This is a genomic window from Pseudomonas sp. OV226 (genome assembly GCF_003148705.1).
GTDB lineage: Bacteria > Pseudomonadota > Gammaproteobacteria > Pseudomonadales > Pseudomonadaceae > Aquipseudomonas.
The window spans coordinates 1-17,940 of sequence record NZ_QGGS01000025.1 but is presented as its reverse complement, the minus strand read 5'-3'; the positions used below and the strand labels follow the sequence as shown (position 1 = coordinate 17,940).

Annotated in this window: 22 protein-coding genes; all 22 read left to right on the top strand. The window is 57.7% G+C overall.

Features of this window, described 5'->3' with window-relative positions:
- The 22 genes from C7534_RS27375 to C7534_RS27270 all read left to right on the top strand — a co-directional run bounded on the left by C7534_RS27375 (position 1) and on the right by C7534_RS27270 (position 17,884).
- Positions 1–624 (top strand): hypothetical protein, encoded by a 624-nt coding sequence (locus C7534_RS27375; protein ID WP_146206199.1) that lies wholly within the window; start codon positions 1–3, stop codon positions 622–624.
- A gap of 27 nt (positions 625–651) precedes the next feature.
- Positions 652–1,347, top strand: a complete 696-nt coding sequence (locus tag C7534_RS27370; RefSeq protein WP_109787667.1) for a head decoration protein — start codon at positions 652–654, stop codon at positions 1,345–1,347.
- A gap of 88 nt (positions 1,348–1,435) precedes the next feature.
- Complete coding sequence (locus C7534_RS27365) at positions 1,436–2,515, top strand: major capsid protein (protein WP_109787666.1); 1,080 nt, start codon at positions 1,436–1,438, stop codon at positions 2,513–2,515.
- The gene (locus tag C7534_RS27360) at positions 2,515–2,751 is read left to right on the top strand and encodes a hypothetical protein (protein WP_109787665.1); all 237 of its coding nucleotides are present in this window, start codon (positions 2,515–2,517) and stop codon (positions 2,749–2,751) included. The genes C7534_RS27365 and C7534_RS27360 overlap by 1 nt, the downstream gene beginning before the upstream one ends.
- Positions 2,751–3,086, top strand: a complete 336-nt coding sequence (locus C7534_RS27355) for a head-tail joining protein (protein ID WP_109787664.1) — start codon at positions 2,751–2,753, stop codon at positions 3,084–3,086. The genes C7534_RS27360 and C7534_RS27355 overlap by 1 nt, the downstream gene beginning before the upstream one ends.
- Complete coding sequence (locus C7534_RS27350) at positions 3,086–3,772, top strand: phage tail protein (protein WP_109787663.1); 687 nt, start codon at positions 3,086–3,088, stop codon at positions 3,770–3,772. The genes C7534_RS27355 and C7534_RS27350 overlap by 1 nt, the downstream gene beginning before the upstream one ends.
- A gap of 2 nt (positions 3,773–3,774) precedes the next feature.
- Positions 3,775–3,987, top strand: coding sequence for a DUF2635 domain-containing protein (locus tag C7534_RS27345; protein ID WP_109787662.1), 213 nt, complete (start codon positions 3,775–3,777; stop codon positions 3,985–3,987).
- Entirely contained in the window at positions 3,984–5,462 is a 1,479-nt protein-coding gene (locus C7534_RS27340; RefSeq protein ID WP_109787661.1) for a phage tail sheath subtilisin-like domain-containing protein, read from the top strand. The genes C7534_RS27345 and C7534_RS27340 overlap by 4 nt, the downstream gene beginning before the upstream one ends.
- Before the next feature lie 57 nt (positions 5,463–5,519).
- Positions 5,520–5,888 carry a phage tail tube protein gene (locus tag C7534_RS27335; RefSeq protein WP_109787660.1) on the top strand — a complete coding sequence of 123 codons (369 nt, stop codon included), beginning with the start codon at positions 5,520–5,522 and terminating at the stop codon, positions 5,886–5,888.
- Positions 5,889–5,891: 3 nt separating this feature from the next.
- Positions 5,892–6,185 carry a phage tail assembly protein gene (locus C7534_RS27330; RefSeq protein WP_109787659.1) on the top strand — a complete coding sequence of 98 codons (294 nt, stop codon included), beginning with the start codon at positions 5,892–5,894 and terminating at the stop codon, positions 6,183–6,185.
- Between the two features lie 112 nt (positions 6,186–6,297).
- Positions 6,298–8,328, top strand: a complete 2,031-nt coding sequence (locus tag C7534_RS27325) for a phage tail tip lysozyme (RefSeq protein ID WP_109787658.1) — start codon at positions 6,298–6,300, stop codon at positions 8,326–8,328.
- Positions 8,325–9,755, top strand: a complete 1,431-nt coding sequence (locus C7534_RS27320; RefSeq protein ID WP_109787657.1) for a DNA circularization protein — start codon at positions 8,325–8,327, stop codon at positions 9,753–9,755. The genes C7534_RS27325 and C7534_RS27320 overlap by 4 nt, the downstream gene beginning before the upstream one ends.
- A gap of 9 nt (positions 9,756–9,764) precedes the next feature.
- Positions 9,765–10,859: a phage baseplate assembly protein gene (locus tag C7534_RS27315; protein ID WP_109787656.1), complete on the top strand. Its 1,095-nt coding sequence runs from the start codon at positions 9,765–9,767 to the stop codon at positions 10,857–10,859.
- Positions 10,859–11,455, top strand: coding sequence for a phage baseplate assembly protein V (locus C7534_RS27310; protein WP_109787655.1), 597 nt, complete (start codon positions 10,859–10,861; stop codon positions 11,453–11,455). The genes C7534_RS27315 and C7534_RS27310 overlap by 1 nt, the downstream gene beginning before the upstream one ends.
- A complete protein-coding gene (locus C7534_RS27305) occupies positions 11,452–11,895 on the top strand; it encodes a phage GP46 family protein (RefSeq protein WP_109787654.1) in 444 nt (147 codons plus the stop codon). The genes C7534_RS27310 and C7534_RS27305 overlap by 4 nt, the downstream gene beginning before the upstream one ends.
- A gap of 60 nt (positions 11,896–11,955) precedes the next feature.
- A complete protein-coding gene (locus C7534_RS27300; protein WP_109787653.1) occupies positions 11,956–13,083 on the top strand; it encodes a baseplate J/gp47 family protein in 1,128 nt (375 codons plus the stop codon).
- 6 nt (positions 13,084–13,089) lie between these two features.
- Positions 13,090–13,686: a YmfQ family protein gene (locus C7534_RS27295; protein ID WP_109787652.1), complete on the top strand. Its 597-nt coding sequence runs from the start codon at positions 13,090–13,092 to the stop codon at positions 13,684–13,686.
- A gap of 8 nt (positions 13,687–13,694) precedes the next feature.
- Positions 13,695–14,984, top strand: coding sequence for a hypothetical protein (locus tag C7534_RS33130; protein ID WP_109787651.1), 1,290 nt, complete (start codon positions 13,695–13,697; stop codon positions 14,982–14,984).
- A complete protein-coding gene (locus C7534_RS27285) occupies positions 14,981–15,448 on the top strand; it encodes a tail fiber assembly protein (RefSeq protein WP_109787650.1) in 468 nt (155 codons plus the stop codon). Before C7534_RS33130 ends, C7534_RS27285 begins: the two co-directional genes overlap by 4 nt.
- 91 nt (positions 15,449–15,539) lie before the next feature.
- Positions 15,540–16,766: a class I SAM-dependent methyltransferase gene (locus C7534_RS27280; RefSeq protein ID WP_109787649.1), complete on the top strand. Its 1,227-nt coding sequence runs from the start codon at positions 15,540–15,542 to the stop codon at positions 16,764–16,766.
- Between the two features lie 57 nt (positions 16,767–16,823).
- Positions 16,824–17,372, top strand: a complete 549-nt coding sequence (locus tag C7534_RS27275) for a glycoside hydrolase family 19 protein (RefSeq protein WP_109787648.1) — start codon at positions 16,824–16,826, stop codon at positions 17,370–17,372.
- Positions 17,369–17,884 (top strand): lysis system i-spanin subunit Rz, encoded by a 516-nt coding sequence (locus C7534_RS27270; protein ID WP_109787647.1) that lies wholly within the window; start codon positions 17,369–17,371, stop codon positions 17,882–17,884. The genes C7534_RS27275 and C7534_RS27270 overlap by 4 nt, the downstream gene beginning before the upstream one ends.
- Positions 17,885–17,940 lie beyond the last annotated feature (56 nt).

The window sequence follows — 17,940 nt, the reverse complement described above, 5'->3', positions numbered from 1 at the left end:
ATGACCATTCGAAACAGACTGAGTGCGGCGATGCCGTTTGCCCAGCTGCTGGGTTTCCACCCGCGCGCCGATGAGGGCGACGACGAGGATAAAACCAAGCGTGCCAAGGGTGAGGGTGATGACCCGGATAAGGACGACGACGCCCAAGGCCAAAAAGGCAAAGGTAAGAAAGCCGCAGACGACAACGATGACGACAAGGATGCCAAAGGCGCCAAGGGCGAAGGTGATGATCCTGATAAGGACGACACCAAAGGTCGTAAGGCAAAACGCGCCGACGATGACTCCGATGATCCTGACGCTGAAGATGACGATGAGACACAGGCCATCGTTAGTCAGGAGCGCGCCCGCTGCGCGGCGATTGTGGCTCACGGCTTCAAAGCCGGCAGCCCGGAACAGGCGTGCGTGTTTGCCTTCGACACCGGCATGTCAGCGGATGCTGCGATCAGCGCTATCAACGCCGCTGGTGCTGTAGGCGGCAAGGGTGGCAGTTTCAAAGACCGCATGGATGCCGCCAAGATCAAAAACGTTGAGTCTGATGGCGGTGACGATCTCCCGGCAGGTGTTACGCCGGTCGCGCAACAAATCATTGCGGCCGCAGCTCGCGCTCAGCCTCAGTCACGCTAACCCCAACGCCAAACGGAGATCGACAGCATGTCGCTGACCCCAACTGAAATTCGAGACAATCCCCAACAACCCGGCGTCCAGGCGCAGGTCTACGTTCCTGATCAACTGATTGCCGATGCACGCAACCTGGTCACCCAGCCGATTTTGCTGGGTGCTGGCGTGCTGAAACGCGGCACCGTGCTGGGCCAGCAAAACGTCAACCCTGTGCAGGTAGTGGCAGGCTCGAGCAACACCGGCAACGGCACCGTTGGTACGGTGGCGGTGGGCTCCGCGGTGGAAACTGGCGGCTATGTGCTGCTCGCCACCTCGGCTACAGTGTTCAAGGTGACCAACCCAGAAGGCACTGTGCTGGGCAATGCAACCGTCGGCACCGCCTTCACCCATGCGGAAATCGGTTTCACCATCAGTGCAGGCGGTACTGCCTTCGTTGCCACTGATACCTTCACCATCAATGTATTCGATGCGGTCGGCACCTACATTCAGTGTGTTCGCACTGCATCGGACGGCAGTCAGACCCCGGTTGCCATTCTCGTCGATGATGCCGATGCGACCGCTGGCCCAGTATCTGCCGGCGCTTATCTGGCCGGTGAGTTCAATGCGTCGAAACTGATCTTCAGTTCGACCTGGGCACTCGCCGCCCTGGTATCGGCAATGCGCCCTTACGGGCTGTTCGCCAAATCCTCGATCTCGTCGGCCTCGCCGTCGAACAACTCGGCGCCGTAATTCGGCCCATACCCTACTGTCCACAAAGGCCCGCTGATGCGGGTTTTTTTGTGGGCTGGATTTAGCATTTTATTGCTTGGAGAGGCCCATGACCGCCGCCAGTTCGTTTCCTTTCAGCACCACCGACCTGATTCAGGTTGTGCCGACGCTCAAGCGTCCGCAGAAATTCCTGCTCGACAAGTTCTTCCCGAACATTCAGAGCTCGGAAACCGAGTTCGTCGCGATCGACATCGATGTCGGCCTTCGCCGCATGGCGCCTTTCATCAGCCCGCTGGTGCAGGGCAAGCTGGTTGAGCAGCGTCGCTACCAAACCAACACCTACAAACCAGCCTACATCAAGGACAAGCGCGCCCCTGACCTGCGCAAACCAATCATGCGTCAGATCGGTGAGCGCATCGGTGGTGGTTCCATGACCGCTGGCGAACGCGAGATGGCCAACGTTGCCTTCGAGATGGCCGACCAGATCGACATGCTCGATCGTCGTCTGGAATGGATGGCCGCCTCCGCGCTGCTGACCGGCAAGGTTGTGGTGTCGGGTGAGGGTTTCGAAACCGAAGTGGTGGACTTCGGCCGTGACTCCCAGCTGTCGATTGCCCTGACCGGCAATAACCGCTGGGGCATTCCGGCCAACTTCAACGCCGCTGGCCGAGACACCATTCCGGCCAATGACCTGGAAGAATGGCAGACCCTGATGCTTCAGCTTTCCGGTGCTCAGGCCACGGACCTGGTGTTCACCACATCGGCTTGGAAGACCTTCTCCAACGATGAAAAAGTCTTCGGTGCGATCTTCTTCCCGAAACAATCCGAGGCCGGCAGCATCAACATCGGTCCACAGATTGCGCCGGGCGCCGTCTACAAAGGCCGCTGGGGTCAGTTCGATCTGTGGCTGTACAACGACTGGTTCATCGACGACAACGGCGTCGAACAACCAATGCTGCCAGACGGCTACATGATCATGTCCGGCCAACAGTTGATGGGCACCCGTGCCTTCGGCTCGATCCTTGATCCGGCCTTCAACTACCAGGCAATGCCTTACGCACCGAAGACCTGGGTTGAAAACGACCCGGCCCAACGCATCCTGCTCATGCAGAGCTCGCCGCTGGTGATCCCAAGCCGGGTCAACGCCTGTCTCGCTGCGAAGGTCTGCGACCCGTCGAGTGGCAGCTAATGGCGGCCGCGGGCACAGCGGCAGCTTCTCTTGCAGAGGCTGTCGTGGCCAATGGCCGAACCGTGATTGGCGCCGACGGCAAGAAAAAGGGCCCCGGTGAAACCGTCAAGTTGTCCGCGACTGAGGTCGCCTCTTTGACGACACTGGGGTTTCTTGTCGATGGCAATGCCGTCGTCAAGAAACAGACCGGACCACACATCAGTGTGGCAGCCGGGCCGGCCGTGAGGATCGCGTAATGATCGATTGGGATAGCCTGGTGCTCGGTCCTCTGGAAACCATTTTTGGTGAGGGCGAGCAGCCAGCCGGAAAGGTGATGTTCTATCCAGCGGGTGGTATCGGCTATGCCATCGATGGCGTTTTCGACTCAGCCTATCGGGAGGTCGAGATGATCGACCCGATGGTTGGGGTTGCCTCTACTCAGCCGGTGCTGGGGGTTCGCCTCTCCACTTTTGCTCAACCGCCTGAGCAGGACGACCAAGTCTTTATCCCTCGCGTTAACCAACGGTACCTGGTGACAGAGGTCCGGCCCGACAGTCATGGCTGGGCCAAACTCATGCTGAGCGAAATGTAATGACCACCACATCCCAGTTACGGCAAATCACCGCTGAAGCCCTGAAAGGCAATACACCAGCAGGTGACAACGTTTTCGCGGCCAGATCTTGGCCAACATGGAACGGCAGTTACCCGATTATCTGGCTGCATTCGCCAGAGGAGAGCAAGGAATCTCTTGGTCGGACAGCGCCGCAGTTCAACGTAACGGCGACGATCCGGATTTCCGCGCGCGTTCAGCTTAAAGCGCTCCCTCGTAATGCTGCGGCTGGCGCGATGATATTGGCGTTGGAGGATATGCAACGCCAGATTGAGATGGCATTGATCAACTTCCCTCCGCTGATGAGTCGCCTGCAGCAGTTTCCTTTCATCCATTCCCGGATGGCTGAAGACGGTGATGGTGAGCAGAACCTGGGCGAGTTGGTGATGGATGTGGGCATGGAGTTTTACCAAGGCCCCGAGGACTTTTATCCACTCGAAGGGCCGGAGCCAATCCCGCCTTTCGATCCCGCCGCAGAGGTGGCTTCGGTCCAGCCGATTGTTCCTCTGGATTCGGTCGACGTTACAGACGATCTGGTCAACGTCTTCGATCCTTCAGGCACCTACGTCGATGCGCCGTTTCCTGATGCGGTCAATCCGGCCCCACGAACTGCTGGTCCTGACGGGCGCGCAGAGGGCGGTCTCTCTTTTGAAAATCTGCAGGAGTAATCATGCGAATTTATCCCTCGCCGGGTTTGCTGGTGCGTGACCCGGTAAAGCGCGACTTCCTGCCAGAAGCGGGCCGCGAAGTTCCTGACGGCGATATTTATTGGTCCCGCCGGCTGAACTGCAACGACGCAACTCTCACCCCTCCAGCCCCGGTTGCTTCTGTACCGGCCAAAGAGGAAAAGATCAAAGCCAATGAAGGGAGTGACCGTCAATGACCGTCCCGTTCAGCAATATCCCGGCGAACCTGCGGGTTCCATTGTTCTATGCCGAGGTCGATAACTCCCAGGCGAACAGCGGTGCTCAGACCCAGCGCACCCTGATCATCGGCCAGATCACTGCGTCGGGTAACGGTGTGGTAAACGTCCCGGTACTGGGGCAGGGCGTCAGCGACGCCAAAGCCAAGGGCGGTCTGGGCTCCATGCTGGCGTTGATGACCGACGCTTATGTGCGTGCCGATGATTTCGGCGAGGTCTGGTTTTTGCCGCTGGCGGATGCTGCCGGTGGTGTTGCCGCGACCGGTACGGTGCTCATCGCCGGAACCCCAACGGCAACTGGCGTGATCTCGCTGTACATCGCCGGGCAACTGCTGAGTCTGACCGTCACCACTGGTGAACTGGCTGCCGATATCGCCACCGCATTGGCCGCGTTGGTGAACAGTTCCAGCGATCTGCCGGTGACTGCGACAGCCGCTACCGCGACGGTCACCCTCGCAGCCAAAAACAAAGGCCTGGGGGGCAACGAAATTGACCTGCGCCTGAACTACCAAGGCTCATCGAGCGGTGAGGCTGTTCCGGCAGGCCTGACCCTGACCCTGACGCAGATGTCTTCGGGAGCCACCAACCCGACGCTGGACACTGCACTGGCGAACCTGGGTGATGAGCCCTTCGATTTTATTGTTTGCCCTTACACCGATACTGCTTCGTTGAACGCGTTGAAAAACCTGCTCAATGACAAGACCGGCCGGTGGAGTTACGCGAATCAGGTCTACGGGCATGTGTTTGCTGCGCAGCGCGGAACAGTTTCGGCGTTGTCGACTGCCGGTAATGCCCGCAACAACCAGCACGAAAGCATCATGGGTTTCTATAACTCGCCGTCGCCGGCGTGGATTTGGGCCGCAGATGTCGCCGGTACCGCCGCTGTCGCGCTGCGCGCCGATCCGGGCCGTCCGCTGCAAACGCTCACGCTGAGCACAGTGCTGGCGCCGCCTTCGCCTTCGCAATTCATTCTGGGCGAGCGAAATACGCTGCTGTGGGATGGCATCTCGACGTTCATGGTTGGCAGTGACGGTACCGTGGCGATCGAGAACTTGATCACCACCTACCAGCAGAATGCCTTCGGCGCGGCCGACGACAGCTACCTGCAAGTCGAAACGCTGTTTCTGCTGATGTTCGTCTTGCGGGCTCAACGCTCGCTGGTGACCTCCAAGTATTCGCGAGTCAAGCTGGCAGCCAACGGCACCCGCTTCGCGCCGGGCTCTGCCATCGTCACCCCCAACATCATCAAGGCCGATCTGATCGCCCAGTACGGTGAATTGGAATTCAACGGCTACGTGCAGGACGCCGCGGGCTTCGCCAAGGGACTGATCGTCGAGAAGAACAGCATCAATCCCAATCGGGTTGACGTGTTGTGGCCCGGCACCCTGATCAACCAGCTGCGGATTTTCGCGCTGCTCGCTCAATTCCGCCTGTAACCCAGGCCGCCCGTCAACGACCGCTTTCGAGCGGTTTTTTTTCGCCTGGAGATAAACATGGCTGACAACACCAACCGCCTCGCCGGGACCTGCTACCTGACTGTCGACGGCGTGAGCTACATGCTTGCCGGTGACTTTTCCTACAAGGTTTCCGGGGTTTCCCGTGAAACCCTGAAAGGTCAGGACGGGGTCCACGGTTACAGCGAGACGCCACAGCCTGGCTACATCGCCGCAACACTGCGTGACTCGGCGAACCTGAGCTTGGCCGACATCAACGGCATGAGCAACGCCACTGTTGTGGCCGAACTGGCCAACGGCAAAACCATCATCGGCCGCAACATGTGGGCCCTCGATCAACAAGAAGCCAAATCTTCCGACGCCACTATCGAAGTGAAGTGGGAAAGCCCTTCCGTAACGGAGAATTGATCCATGTTCGAAGAAGAAATCACCATCACCCTGGTTAAGCCTGTAGTGCTCGGGAAGGGCGATTCCGCCATCACTTACTCGGAACTGAAGTTGCGGGAGCCGAATGCCGGCGAAATTGAAAAGGCCACCCGCGCGGACACGTCCGTTGGCGCGGCGATCACGCTGATCGGTCTGATTGCCGGCATTCCGCGCGGGGCGGCAGAAAAGCTTTGCAAGCGGGACCTGGTGGCGGCAAACAACTTCCTCGAGGGTTTTACCGACTCTGGCCTGCCGGTGGAGGAGGCTGGCCAGAGCTGATTGCCGAACTGACCAAGTACTACGGCTGGGGCCCGCGCGAGGCGTGGTCGTTGAGTTTGAAGGAATTGAGCTGGTGGAATGACCAAGCTAAGCGCATGGCGGGGTAACGACAGTGGGTAATACCTTCACGATCACGATCGACGCGGTGGATAAAGCCACCGCCACGGTGCGCAAGGTCAATGATTCCATCAACCGGCTGACTCGGCCGTTTGAGGAGGTTGGCAAGTCCTTCAAAGGCCTGGGGCGTGAGTTGGGCTTTGAAAAAATCGGCAAGAATCTGGGCAATATTGGTCGCGAGGCCAGCACTGCCGCCAGAGGTATTGGTTCGATTGTCGCGCCGATGGCGGCAATTACCGGTATCGGCTCGGTGGCCGGGATTGCTGCATTGGCCAGTAACTGGGCCAACCTCGGCCGGTCCATCGATAACAGCGCGCACAGCATTGGTATCTCGACCGGTCAGCTGCAGTCCTTTCGCGGCGCGGCGAAGATGGTCGGCGTGGATGCTGCTGATACCACTTCGAGTCTGGACAACCTGGCGACCACGATGCAGGACGCGCAGTGGGGGCGTAACCAGGGCGCTCTGATGATGTTCAACAAGCTCGGCATTGGCTTGAAGAAAACCAAGGAAGGCGCGTGGGATGTGGTTGGGCAGTACAAGGCGGTGGCCAACGCCATTGCCAAGGAAGCTGATCCGCAGAAGCAAAAACTCATTGCCAGAGCGTTTGGTATGGAGGGGATGCTGCCGTTCCTTCGTGAGGGGGCTGCTGGCATCGAGCGCTATGAAACCATGGTCAAGCGTCTTGGCTATGTGATGAGCGAGGACGCAGTAAAGCGCGGCAAGGAATTTTCACAGTCGCTGGCCGGTCTCGGCGTGGTCGTGGACGGAACCAAGAACGCCATCGGCGATAAGCTGATCCCCGTCATGAAACCGCTGATCGATCAGTTCACCAACTGGCTATCGGTCAATCGCGACCTGATTGCCACCAATGTCGGTGACTGGGCGAAAGGTTTCGCTACCTGGATTGGCAAGATCGACTGGAAGAAGGTCGGTGATGGGATCGTCAGCTTCGGAAAAGGCATTGGCAAGATCGTTGATTGGCTGGGTGGTTGGGAAAACGCGGCGATCGCAGTTGTTCTGGTGATGAACGCAGGTTTGATTGGAAGCGTCCTTTCTTTGGGCTTGACGCTTGGCCGTGCGGGCGTTGGGATTCTGTCGTTTATCAGCCTGCTCGGCCGCTGGAAAGACGCGGCCACTGCCGTGGCGGTGGCGCAGAATTCGTTGGCCGCAGGTCAGGGCGTTAGTTGGCTGGCCTCAGGTGCTGCCGTTGGACTAACAACAGCTGCGGTCGGGGCCGGCGCCATGCTGTACTCCCCGTCCCTCAATCAAGGTGAGGACGAGGCGGTTCGCCGCATTCGCGCTTCGCAGGGCCTACCTGAGAACGAGCCTAAAACCCCGAAGCTGGATTTGCTCGCGACTGCCTGGAACAAGGTTCAGGGTACGAACAAGGATGTGGCCAACTTTGCTCAGGACTATTTTCAGGCGCAAGGCTGGAGCAAGCAGGCCGCCGCCGGCATTGTCGGTAATGGCATTGCTGAAAGTAACCTCGACCCCACAGCCTTAGGTGATTGGGGGAGAGCTCGCGGGATTTTCCAATGGCACCGGGATCGGCAGGACAACTTCGAGAAGTGGGCCGGCTTCAACATGATGGATCCGCGCGCGGACACCATGAAACAGTTGGAGTTTGCCAACTACGAACTGACTCAGGGAACAGAGTCGGGCGCCGGCGCAAAACTTCGGGGGGCCAAAACCGCTGAAGAGGCTGGTGCAATTGCCTCGCGCAGCTGGTTGAGACCCGGTACCACGGAGGAGGCGAAGGATCGCGAAGCGTCTGCTCGTGCTGCGCTGGCTCGAGTATTGGAAGGACCTGTCACCTCAGCTGCATCTCCGACTTCACAAGACCAGCCCGTTGCCCCAAAAGGCCCGTACAACATGGGCAACGTTCCTGGCCCATCCAATGGGAAAGTTAAGGTCGAAGTTGAGCTTAAAGGTGCGACTGAGGGGACCAAGGTGAGCGTTCAGTCCGAAGGGAATGTGCAGGGCTCCAGTCGTATCGCTTACACCGGAGTAGGGGCAGGCGTATGAGTTTACTATCCGATATCATCCAGATCGCAAAGGAGTCCAACAAGACTTGGACTGAGACCTTGCATAAGGCCTCGTTCCGCGGGGTGCCGTTCGCGGTCTACGGCGGGGATGCTCGCTTTGGCCGTCGACTGGCTCTCCATGAATATCCAGGTCGGGATAAACCGTATATCGAAGACATGGGGCGTTCGACTCGGCGTATCCGCATGAGTGGCTTTCTCGTCACCGACAGCTTCATCTACGGTGGTGGAAGTGCGCTTGCCCAGCGCGATGCGTTGGTGGCGGCGGCAGAGAAGCCGGGGCCCGGAGCGCTAATTCATCCAACGCTTGGGGCTCTGACTGTCAGCGTGCCGGCCGAAGGCTTGAGCGTCGTCGAACGTTGGGATATGGGGCGTTATTTCGAGATCAGCTTCACTTTCATCGAATCAGGCGACCGGGTATTTCCGAGCATTACTTCTTCTTCCGGCAGCTTGCTGGATAAGTTGGCGGCGGCTCTCGGTTTGTCCTCTGCTCTGGACTTCGTTCGCAAGGTGATCGGCGGTGTCACTGCTGTGATCAACGCGGTCGAAGGGGTGATTAAGTTTGGCAAGGCCATCGTCGGCATGGTTGTAGGTGTCATCGCTGACTTCAAGGTTCTGGTGGGGCGAATCACGCGGGACGTGCGCAGCATTACCAGCCTGGCCAGCCTAATGACTGGCGACTTCGGGCGCTATGCCAACGGCAACGTCAGCAGCGCCTTGATCACCAGCAAAAAATCAAAGGACAGCAGTGCAACGATGGCGGACTTGATCGCCAAGAACACTGAAAACCGCGCTGCCGTTGACGCAGCTATGGATAACCTGGTTGACGCTGCCGCAAACCTTGATGCGAGTAATGGCGAGGTTTTTACCGATGCCGTTCAAGCACTCATGGATTCATTGGTGGCAGGTATCGCTGACCCGGGCGATGCGATCGTGCTTCTCGGTCCACTTGCCAGTTACACCCCTGATGCTCTTACCGGGACGGGAGCGATTGGTTCGGCGCAAGTCGTCGCTCAAGACGCAACAGCCGCGTTGTTGCGGCGATCGGCATTGGCGGCAATCGGGAAAGTGGTGGCGACTTATGTGCCAACTTCCTATGACGAGGCCATCGACACCATGGGCGTCGTCACTGGTTTTATCGATGCGGAGGTTCTATCGGCGGGGGATACCGGTGACGACGAAAGCTATAACGCGCTGCTTGCGCTCCGGCAGGCGGTGGTCGTGGCGCTGACCACAACTGGCGCGACACTGCCTAACCTTGAAACCTTCACTTTCCGCACCGCCCTGCCAGCGTTGGTCATAGCCAACAGGCTTTATCAGGACGCATCTCGCGCTGATGAGTTGATCCAGCAGGCGGACCCCATACACCCGGCATTCATGCCGACCACTTTCAAGGCCCTGGCCCGGTAAGGAAAACTTGTGGAAGAAGACGAACTCTACCTGACCTCCGGGGACCAGGTCGTGACCGGCTGGACGGATATCCGGGTGACTCGGGGTATTGAGCGGCTGCCGAGCGACTTCAACATAGGAATGACTGAGCTCTACCCGGGCGAGCTCAATCGCTTGACGATAGAGCCTGATGCGCCCTGTCAGGTTCGCTTGGGCGATGACCCAGTGATTACCGGGTATGTCGATCATTTTGTGCCCAGCATCACGGCCGGCGAACACTCGATCCGTGTCAACGGTCGATCAAAGTGCGCCGATCTGATTGATTGCGCTGCGGAGTGGCCCGGCGGCCAGATCACTAATCAGACGGTGTTGGGGATCGCGCAGAAGCTTGCCTCAATTTACGGCACGACCATCAATGGGGCTCCTGAAGGGATTCGGGTGGCATCCGATGTAACTGATTTACCGATCCTGCCTCAAACCAACGTCATGCTGGGTGAGTCGGCCTTCGACATCATCGACAGGATGGCGCGCTTTTCTGCGGTACTTGCTTACGACCTTGCAGACGGCAGCCTGTTTCTAACCAGAGCTGGTACCCGCCGTGCCGCGAGTGGATTTGCGGAGGGCGAAAACGTCCAGCGTGCGTTTATCGACTACTCCTCGAACCTCATTTATTCCGATTACAACGTTTACATCCAATCGGTTGATACCTTCACGGACCTTGGGCAGGCCGGTAACCAGCTCTACAAGGTGAAGGATCTCAACTGCAAGCGGCACAGGGCGATGGTCATCATCTCCGAAGGTGGTGGGCTGGGAAATGAAATTGCGGTGCAACGCGCTGAATGGGAGGCCGCCAGGCGCTTCGGACGTTCGCGGGTGATCAGGCTCACGACCGACAGCTGGCGAGACTCTTCTGGCGCCCTGTGGGAGCCAAACACTCTGGTCTCCGTTTCTCTGCCGAAACTGAAATTCGTCGCAGAAAGCATGTTGATCAGCGAAGTCACCTTCCTGCGGAACTCGTATTCGGGGACCACTGCGGAGGTAACCTTGATGGCACCTGAAGCCTTCCTGCCGCAACCGATCAACCTTACGCCGCTATATGGCGAATTCTCTACACCGGTGACGTAATGAGCCATCCAACGAATCAGCCTCGCGATGATGTTGGCGCGTTTCAACGGTTATGGCGAAGAGTTCAACTGATGTCTAGTTGGGGGCGCGTGACGTTTGCAGACGACAGCAAAACCGCTCAGCTCCTGCAGGTGAAACTCAATGACTCCGAAACGCGCGACGCAACACCCCGCATAGCCGAGTTTGGATTTACCTCCATGCCGCCCAATGGTTCCGACGTTCTGATTGTCTTCATGGGCGGCGACCGATCTAAGGGAGTCGTGGTTGCCACTGGTCATCAAGCTAGCCGGCCAGCTGGCCTGACCTCCGGCGAAAGCATGGTTTATGACCTGTGGGGAAAAAGCGTCTACCTCACCAAGGACGGTGGCATTGTGGTCGAAGCCAAAGGCACACCCGTGACCGTAAACAATGCAACGGTGGTGACCATCAATGCAGCAGAAAGCATTGAGATGGTCACGCCGTTGCTGCACGTTACTGGCGATATCCTAGCTGACGGCGACATTAGCGATAGCGTTCGGACGATGGCTGCTGATCGCCTGATCTTCAATGAGCACAACAACGGGAGCGGCACGACAACGCCGACACCACAACAATGAGCGATATCACAACAACCTGGATCGTCGAATCAGGCACGGGTGACTGGTCAATCAGCGGTGGCGCATTGGCCAGTGGGGATGATTTGGAAACTGCCGCACTGATCAGTTTGTTCAGTGATCGCGAAGCAGATGCTGCTGATATCCCACCCGACGGCGGCGATGATCGCCGGGGCTGGTGGGGAGATGATGATGAAGACGTTCCGATCGGCTCAAGGCTTTGGCTCCTTGATCGTTCACGGCTGACTCCCGCCGTTGCCAACACAGCACGTATCTACATGGAGGAGGCACTCAAGTGGATGGTTGATGATGAAGTGGCCTCCAGCATCAAGGTGCTGACCGCGATTGCAGACAACAGCCAATTGAACTCGATCATTACGATCACTCGCAGCGACGGCACAGTGATCCCGCTCAAATTCAACTGGGCATGGCGACCAAGCTGACCGCTGACTTTTTATGATCCCGCCACGAGCGGGATTTTTTTCGCCTGGAGTTCATCCCTTATGCCATTTACGAGACCGACGCTCTCGGAGCTGCGATCGCGGGTAGCGTCCGACATCACCTCCGGACTTCCCACCGCTGACGGGTTACTACGCTTTTCCAATCTTCAGATCCTTGGCAAGGCTGTTGCCGGGCTTGGCCATCTGAACTATGGATATCTGGATTGGATCGCCAAGCAAGCAGTGCCCTACACCTCATCGGGCGAGTACTTGTACGCATGGGGGGCGCTGAAGAATGTCTATCCCAAGACTGCATCGTTCGCCGCTGGCGCCGTCACTTTTCCCGGGACCGTCGGGGCCATAATCGATATTGGCACAGAGATCACCCGTAGCGACTCGACGACTTTCACTGTGCAGGCAAGCGCCACTGTAGGCGTTGGTGGGACGGTGACGGTTCAGGTAAAGGCCGATGTGGCTGGAGAACTCGGAAACACGCCGGTAGGAAGCCTGATGACACTGGGGGTCTCCATTCCCGGGATTCCGTCCAGTGGTACGGTAACAACCGTTATTACTGGCGGCGCCGAGCAGGAGGAGGACGATGCGTTCTTCCAGCGCATGCTGGAGGCTTACCAGAACACGCCAAACGGTGGATCTGTTACCGATTACCCAATCTGGGCCAAGGCAGTCCAGGGTGTGACCCGGGCGTGGTGCGCCCCGAACGGTTTCGGTACCGGAACCGTTGTGGTCTATGTGATGTTTGATCAGGCAAACGCTGATCATCAGGGATTTCCTCAGGGAACAAACGGCATTTCGTCCAGCGACAACAGGGTCACCTCCGGCAACCTTGCCGCCGGCGATCAGCTCACAGTGGCCAACAGTATTTTTCCGAAACAGCCGGTTACAGCACTGGTCTACGTCTGCTCGCCAATCGCTGCCCCGAAAGATTTCACGATTACTGGACTGACAGGGGCTTCGACAACCACCCGTAATGCCGTTGCAGCAGCCATCGCAGAGGTGTTTGTGGGACTAGGGGTGCCAGTGACAGATGGGTCTTTTGTGGCGCTTTCTGACATCGACTCAGCGATCGCGGCAATCGCATCGACCAAGGGGTTCGTGATCACTTCGCCGGTTGCGAACATAGCAAACGTCCTCGGTTACCTCCCCACTCTCGGCACCATTACCTATAGCTGATCTCCTATGCCAAAGCCTTCGTTCACCAGCGCCGATTTCACATCCGCGCTGCTTGGGCTGCTTCCGCGCGGCCGTGTTTGGCCGAAAGAACTCAGCAGTGTCCATGCACAGGCAGTCTCCTGCTTCGCCCCCACCTTCCAACGACTCAGTGATTCGGCCTTGGGTTTGTTGGTTGATGCGTTTCCAGCGACGACCGTAAACCTGCTTGGAGAATGGGAGTCGACGCTTGGCTTGCCTGACCCGTGCGCAGGTGTCTCTCCGACGTTTCAGGGGCGCCGGAACCAGGTTGTTGCGCGCTTCACCAACACAGGCGGCCAATCGATCCAGTTCTTCGAGTCTTTTGCGCTGGGGCTTGGGTATACGGTGACTATCACGCAATACGCACCGTTTCGATGCGGACAAAGCACCTGTGGTCAGCCACTCGGTGGAGAAGATTGGTTTTTTACCTGGGCCATCAACTCGCCACTCAACACGATTACCTATTTCCGCACTGGGCAATCCGCCATGGGCGACCCATTGGCCTCATGGGGAAACTCAGTGCTCGAGTGCGAATTATCCGAAGCCAAACCGGCACACACCATTCTGCAATTCCATTATTCGTGAGGCTCTAGATGTATCAAATTGATAACTCAAGTGCGGCGGCCGTCATCCCGGCGAGCACTGCCGCCGGAACACCTGGCTTCTTCACTGATGGAAACCCGGCAACTGGCGTTTCGGCAACCATCATGCCTGCCGAATTCATGAACATGGTCATGATGGAGATCTTGGGGGTTTTGAGTGCGGGGGGTGTTACGCCTTCCAAGTCGAATTTCACCCAACTGACAGCCGCCATTCGGGCCGTGAATAAACAGGCGACCATCCTCACTGATACCGGAACCGCAGGCGCCTACGCGGCAGCGAACACGCCGGCACTCACGGTACTTCCGGCCACCGGTTATGTGCAGCGTGTGAGCATTGCCAACTTGAACCCGGGCGCCTCAACCTACGCCCCTGACGGGCTTGCGGCGAAGCCGATTTATGGTCTTGGCCTTCAGCCATTGCAGGGCGGCGAGCTTCCAGCCGGAATAGCTGTGCTGATGTACTTGGTTCAAGCCGGGGTAAACGGCGGCAATGGTGCATGGATCATCCTTGAGTCGTTGGGAGGTGCATCGCAAGTTGCCCCGGCTACAAAGCCACTGCATGCAATGCAGCTTGGCCAGGCCACGGGCCGACTGTTGCGTAAGTCGGTCTACATCAACAACGCCGGCACGCTTCAGGTATCGGTAAACGGCGCCGCATTTGTCACAGCGGCTTCGACATTTACGCCATTAGCGTTGACTACTGCGATACATGCAATCGGTCAAGGTGCTGGCAGTGCTGGTGCGGGCTCCCCCATTACCACATCTACGCAGGTTGGCTGTGGGGCTGGCGGATCTGCGGGCGCCCTTTGCGAGGGCTTCTACACCTCTGGGTTTTCCGGTGCATCTATTGTGGTTGGCGCTGGCGGTGTTGGTGTTGCGGGTGCTGGTGGTGGGGCTGGCGGAAGCACTGCGCTCGGCGCTCTATTTTCTGCCCCAGGCGGACCGGGCTCTCCAGCTGCAGCCGCACAAGTCCCACCGACCATACAGGGCAACACACTAAACTCTGGAACGGCCTCGGGTGGCAACATCTTTAATGGTGCTGGACAGTCGGGAGAGCCAGCAGTATCGCTGAATACCAACGCCTATCAGTCTGGCAGAGGGGCATCTAGCGCATTTGGCGCTGGCGGCCGCGGTATTGGCTCAAGCTATGGCGCTGGTGCGGCGGGGGCTGGGTATGGTTCTGGTGGAGGCGGCGCACAAGCAGGGATAAGTAGTGGTGCGGGACTGGCTGGCGGCAATGGAGTCGGTGGCATTCTTATCATTGAGGAGTTTGCATTTTGAAGACTCATGCATATGTATATAGCGGCTCCATTCAAGAAATTATCCAGCCGATAGTTTATGACGCAGAGATGCCTGGGTGGGTGGAGGGAGATCCTAGCCGCATCGGTAAAGAGATTCCGATTACAGAGCGTCGTACCCCGGGGTTTCTGGAGTCGACCTATGACATCACAGATCTTGTCCCTATGCCTGTCGAGGGATGGACCTATCAGGATGGTATTTTTGCCGCGCCTGTTCCATATCAGCCTACTCCAGAGCAGATTCTGGCCGAGAACCAAGCTCAGCAAAACGCGCTGTTCACAATCGCTTCGCAGGCCATGACTCCGTTTATGCTTTCGCTGACCTTGGGTAATGCGACAGATGCTGAGACGGTAAAGGCAAAGGCCTGGCAGACCTATTATCGCGAACTGGAGGCAGTTGATATCAGCACTCCATCACCTGTGTGGCCGGCACCACCGGCGGTTTGATAGCTTTGTTTTCACCGCGTGAGCCCTGTCACCGGCCGCAATTTTTCATGCTATCGTGCGCGCACGAAAACTTACGGCTCGGTGACAGTGGATGTTAAACAGAGAGAGTTTGTTGCAGGCGATCAACGAGGATATTCCAAAAGGAGTTGACTGGAAGGCGGGCGCAGAGAAGTACGTAGCCGCATTTGTTGAGAAACTTGGCCGTGAAGGCATTGAAGAGTTTGCGATGAACAAGCCCTTCAGTTCTGTTGGCGCTAGTGATCCAGGCCCGGCAATCACAGAGTCCGTCCATTACATCAACAACTTTGCGAACGCCTTACAGTTCTTGAAGCCACCACTAGGGTCAAGAATTCTTGATGTTGCTTGCGGAGGGGGCTGGGTATCCCACTTGCTCAGTAAGATGGGGTATTGGACCTACGGGATCGACATATCTGAGGACTTCGTAAACCTCGCGGCTAGGCGGCTTTCCAGGGACGCTTCGTTGTCTGTATCCGAGACAGAGGCAGCATCAAGATTTTCTGTTCATGATATCGAGACTTCTCCGTTGCCAAGTCATTTGGTCGGGACGTTCGATTACATCTGGCTGGAATCCTGTTTGCACCACTTTGTCGATCCGATTACTGCGCTTGAACATCTTTCTGCAGCTTTAAAGCCGGATGGTGTAATTGTACTGATCGAGTTTGAGAATCGGCGCGGAGAAATAAAGCCTGAGTACATGGAGGTTATGCGTGAGTTTGATACCCTCGAGCGGCCGTACCCAAGAGATCATCTTGTAAACGCTTTACACATCGCCGGGTTAACGCAGGTCGAATTCATCGGCACCGTCAATGGCTGGTTTTCCCCTAGTGATCCCATGGCGCCGATCATGGGGGACTTGCTGCTAGATTCCGCTGAGCAGATGAACCTCGCAATATGCGCCAAAAAACAAGGCCGACTTGATGAGATATTTCCTCATCGAGCGAAGGATGCATCAATCCGATTTGGCCGCGGGGCCTATGAAAACGCCAACGGTTATCGCTGGTGTGCCCCGGCTGCCGAGTTAGTCGTAGAGAAATCAATCTGCAATATGACGCTGGAGTGTTTCAGCACGCTCTTTGAGTCCGAAGGATGTTCTACGCAAGAAATTGTGGCCTATGGGAAAAATGGCGAACTCGACCGGATAAGTCTTTCAGCCGAAAGCAAGCACGGTGAGCTGAAGTTGGGGAATCTTGAAAGAGGCGATAAAGTCTCTATTTACTCCAACCAGGCTTTTAGCCCTGCGTGGTCCGGCAGCGACGATGCGAGACTGCTCTCGTTCTACATCAAAACCAGTGACTGAAATCGTTGGTTAAAACAAACCGCCTCCGGGCGGTTTTTTTATTCCTGGAGAAAAGTAATGCCCATAACCGCGCAGCAGTTGCTGCAGATACTCCCGAACGCCGGCCAAAGAGCCGGCGTTTTTGCACCTGTCATCAACACCGCGATGCAGCGGTACCAAATCGTGGGCGCCAAGCGGGTTGCTGCGTTCATTGCCCAGATCGGGCATGAATCCGGCCAACTGGTTTATGTGCGTGAGATTTGGGGGCCGACGGCTGCCCAGAAAAAATACGAGGGTAGGGCGGACCTGGGTAATACCGTGGCAGGCGACGGCTTCAAGTATCGCGGTCGGGGTCTGATCCAAATCACCGGACGGGCCAACTACGCTGCATGCGGTGAAGCGCTAGGTGTGGACCTGATCAATCATCCCGAGCAACTGGAGCAACCGCAATACGCCTGCATGTCCGCCGCTTGGTTCTGGGCTACCCATGGGCTGAACACCTTGGCCGATGCCGGCGATAACACGAATATCGGAAGCATCATCAACACCGGTCGAAAGGGGCGTGTGCCGAACGGTGCGCAGGATCGTGACGCGCTCTACGCAAAGGCTCTGAAGGTGTTGGTATGACCGCCGTTCCGTGGAAATTGGTTGGCGCGCTGGCGCTGGCTTTAGTCGCCGCCGGCAGCGCCTGGCGGTTTCAGGACTGGCGCTATGGCAAGCAGCTCGCCGAACAGGCTGGGCTGCATCAGGTCGACCTGACCGCCATCAGCAACGCAGCCGCCGCCCAGATGCGTGCCGATCAAGACAAGCGGCTGGTGCTCGAGCAGCGGCTGACGACCAGCGATCAAACCCACCACAAGGAACTGACAGATGCTCAAACTGATCAGGCGCGCTTGCGCGATCGCCTTGCCACTTCTGATTTGCGGCTGTCAGTCCTTCTCGACACCACGGATCCAGCCAGTGGCTGTTCAATGCCAGCCGGTACCGAAGCCGTCGGCGTGGTTCATGGAGGAGCGCGCGCCCGACTTGACCCAGCGCATGCTCAACGAATTGTCGCCATCACCGACGCCGGCGATCAGGGACTGATTGCGCTGAAGGCGTGCCAGGCCTATGCGAGAGAGGTTTCGACGCCGAAGTAGCCTCTTATGCGCTGACCTTAGCGCCAGCCTTGAGCTTGTAACGTCGGCGCAGCTCG

What these genes read in the sequence shown, in the direction of transcription:
- C7534_RS27375 (WP_146206199.1), top strand. Translation starts at nt 1, where the DNA reads ATGACCATTCGAAACAGACTGAGTGCGGCGATGCCGTTTGCCCAGCTG.
- C7534_RS27370 (WP_109787667.1), top strand. Translation starts at nt 652, where the DNA reads ATGTCGCTGACCCCAACTGAAATTCGAGACAATCCCCAACAACCCGGC.
- C7534_RS27365 (WP_109787666.1), top strand. Translation starts at nt 1,436, where the DNA reads ATGACCGCCGCCAGTTCGTTTCCTTTCAGCACCACCGACCTGATTCAG.
- C7534_RS27360 (WP_109787665.1), top strand. Translation starts at nt 2,515, where the DNA reads ATGGCGGCCGCGGGCACAGCGGCAGCTTCTCTTGCAGAGGCTGTCGTG.
- C7534_RS27355 (WP_109787664.1), top strand. Translation starts at nt 2,751, where the DNA reads ATGATCGATTGGGATAGCCTGGTGCTCGGTCCTCTGGAAACCATTTTT.
- C7534_RS27350 (WP_109787663.1), top strand. Translation starts at nt 3,086, where the DNA reads ATGACCACCACATCCCAGTTACGGCAAATCACCGCTGAAGCCCTGAAA.
- C7534_RS27345 (WP_109787662.1), top strand. Translation starts at nt 3,775, where the DNA reads ATGCGAATTTATCCCTCGCCGGGTTTGCTGGTGCGTGACCCGGTAAAG.
- C7534_RS27340 (WP_109787661.1), top strand. Translation starts at nt 3,984, where the DNA reads ATGACCGTCCCGTTCAGCAATATCCCGGCGAACCTGCGGGTTCCATTG.
- C7534_RS27335 (WP_109787660.1), top strand. Translation starts at nt 5,520, where the DNA reads ATGGCTGACAACACCAACCGCCTCGCCGGGACCTGCTACCTGACTGTC.
- C7534_RS27330 (WP_109787659.1), top strand. Translation starts at nt 5,892, where the DNA reads ATGTTCGAAGAAGAAATCACCATCACCCTGGTTAAGCCTGTAGTGCTC.
- C7534_RS27320 (WP_109787657.1), top strand. Translation starts at nt 8,325, where the DNA reads ATGAGTTTACTATCCGATATCATCCAGATCGCAAAGGAGTCCAACAAG.
- C7534_RS27310 (WP_109787655.1), top strand. Translation starts at nt 10,859, where the DNA reads ATGAGCCATCCAACGAATCAGCCTCGCGATGATGTTGGCGCGTTTCAA.
- C7534_RS27305 (WP_109787654.1), top strand. Translation starts at nt 11,452, where the DNA reads ATGAGCGATATCACAACAACCTGGATCGTCGAATCAGGCACGGGTGAC.
- C7534_RS27300 (WP_109787653.1), top strand. Translation starts at nt 11,956, where the DNA reads ATGCCATTTACGAGACCGACGCTCTCGGAGCTGCGATCGCGGGTAGCG.
- C7534_RS27295 (WP_109787652.1), top strand. Translation starts at nt 13,090, where the DNA reads ATGCCAAAGCCTTCGTTCACCAGCGCCGATTTCACATCCGCGCTGCTT.
- C7534_RS33130 (WP_109787651.1), top strand. Translation starts at nt 13,695, where the DNA reads ATGTATCAAATTGATAACTCAAGTGCGGCGGCCGTCATCCCGGCGAGC.
- C7534_RS27280 (WP_109787649.1), top strand. Translation starts at nt 15,540, where the DNA reads ATGTTAAACAGAGAGAGTTTGTTGCAGGCGATCAACGAGGATATTCCA.
- C7534_RS27275 (WP_109787648.1), top strand. Translation starts at nt 16,824, where the DNA reads ATGCCCATAACCGCGCAGCAGTTGCTGCAGATACTCCCGAACGCCGGC.
- C7534_RS27270 (WP_109787647.1), top strand. Translation starts at nt 17,369, where the DNA reads ATGACCGCCGTTCCGTGGAAATTGGTTGGCGCGCTGGCGCTGGCTTTA.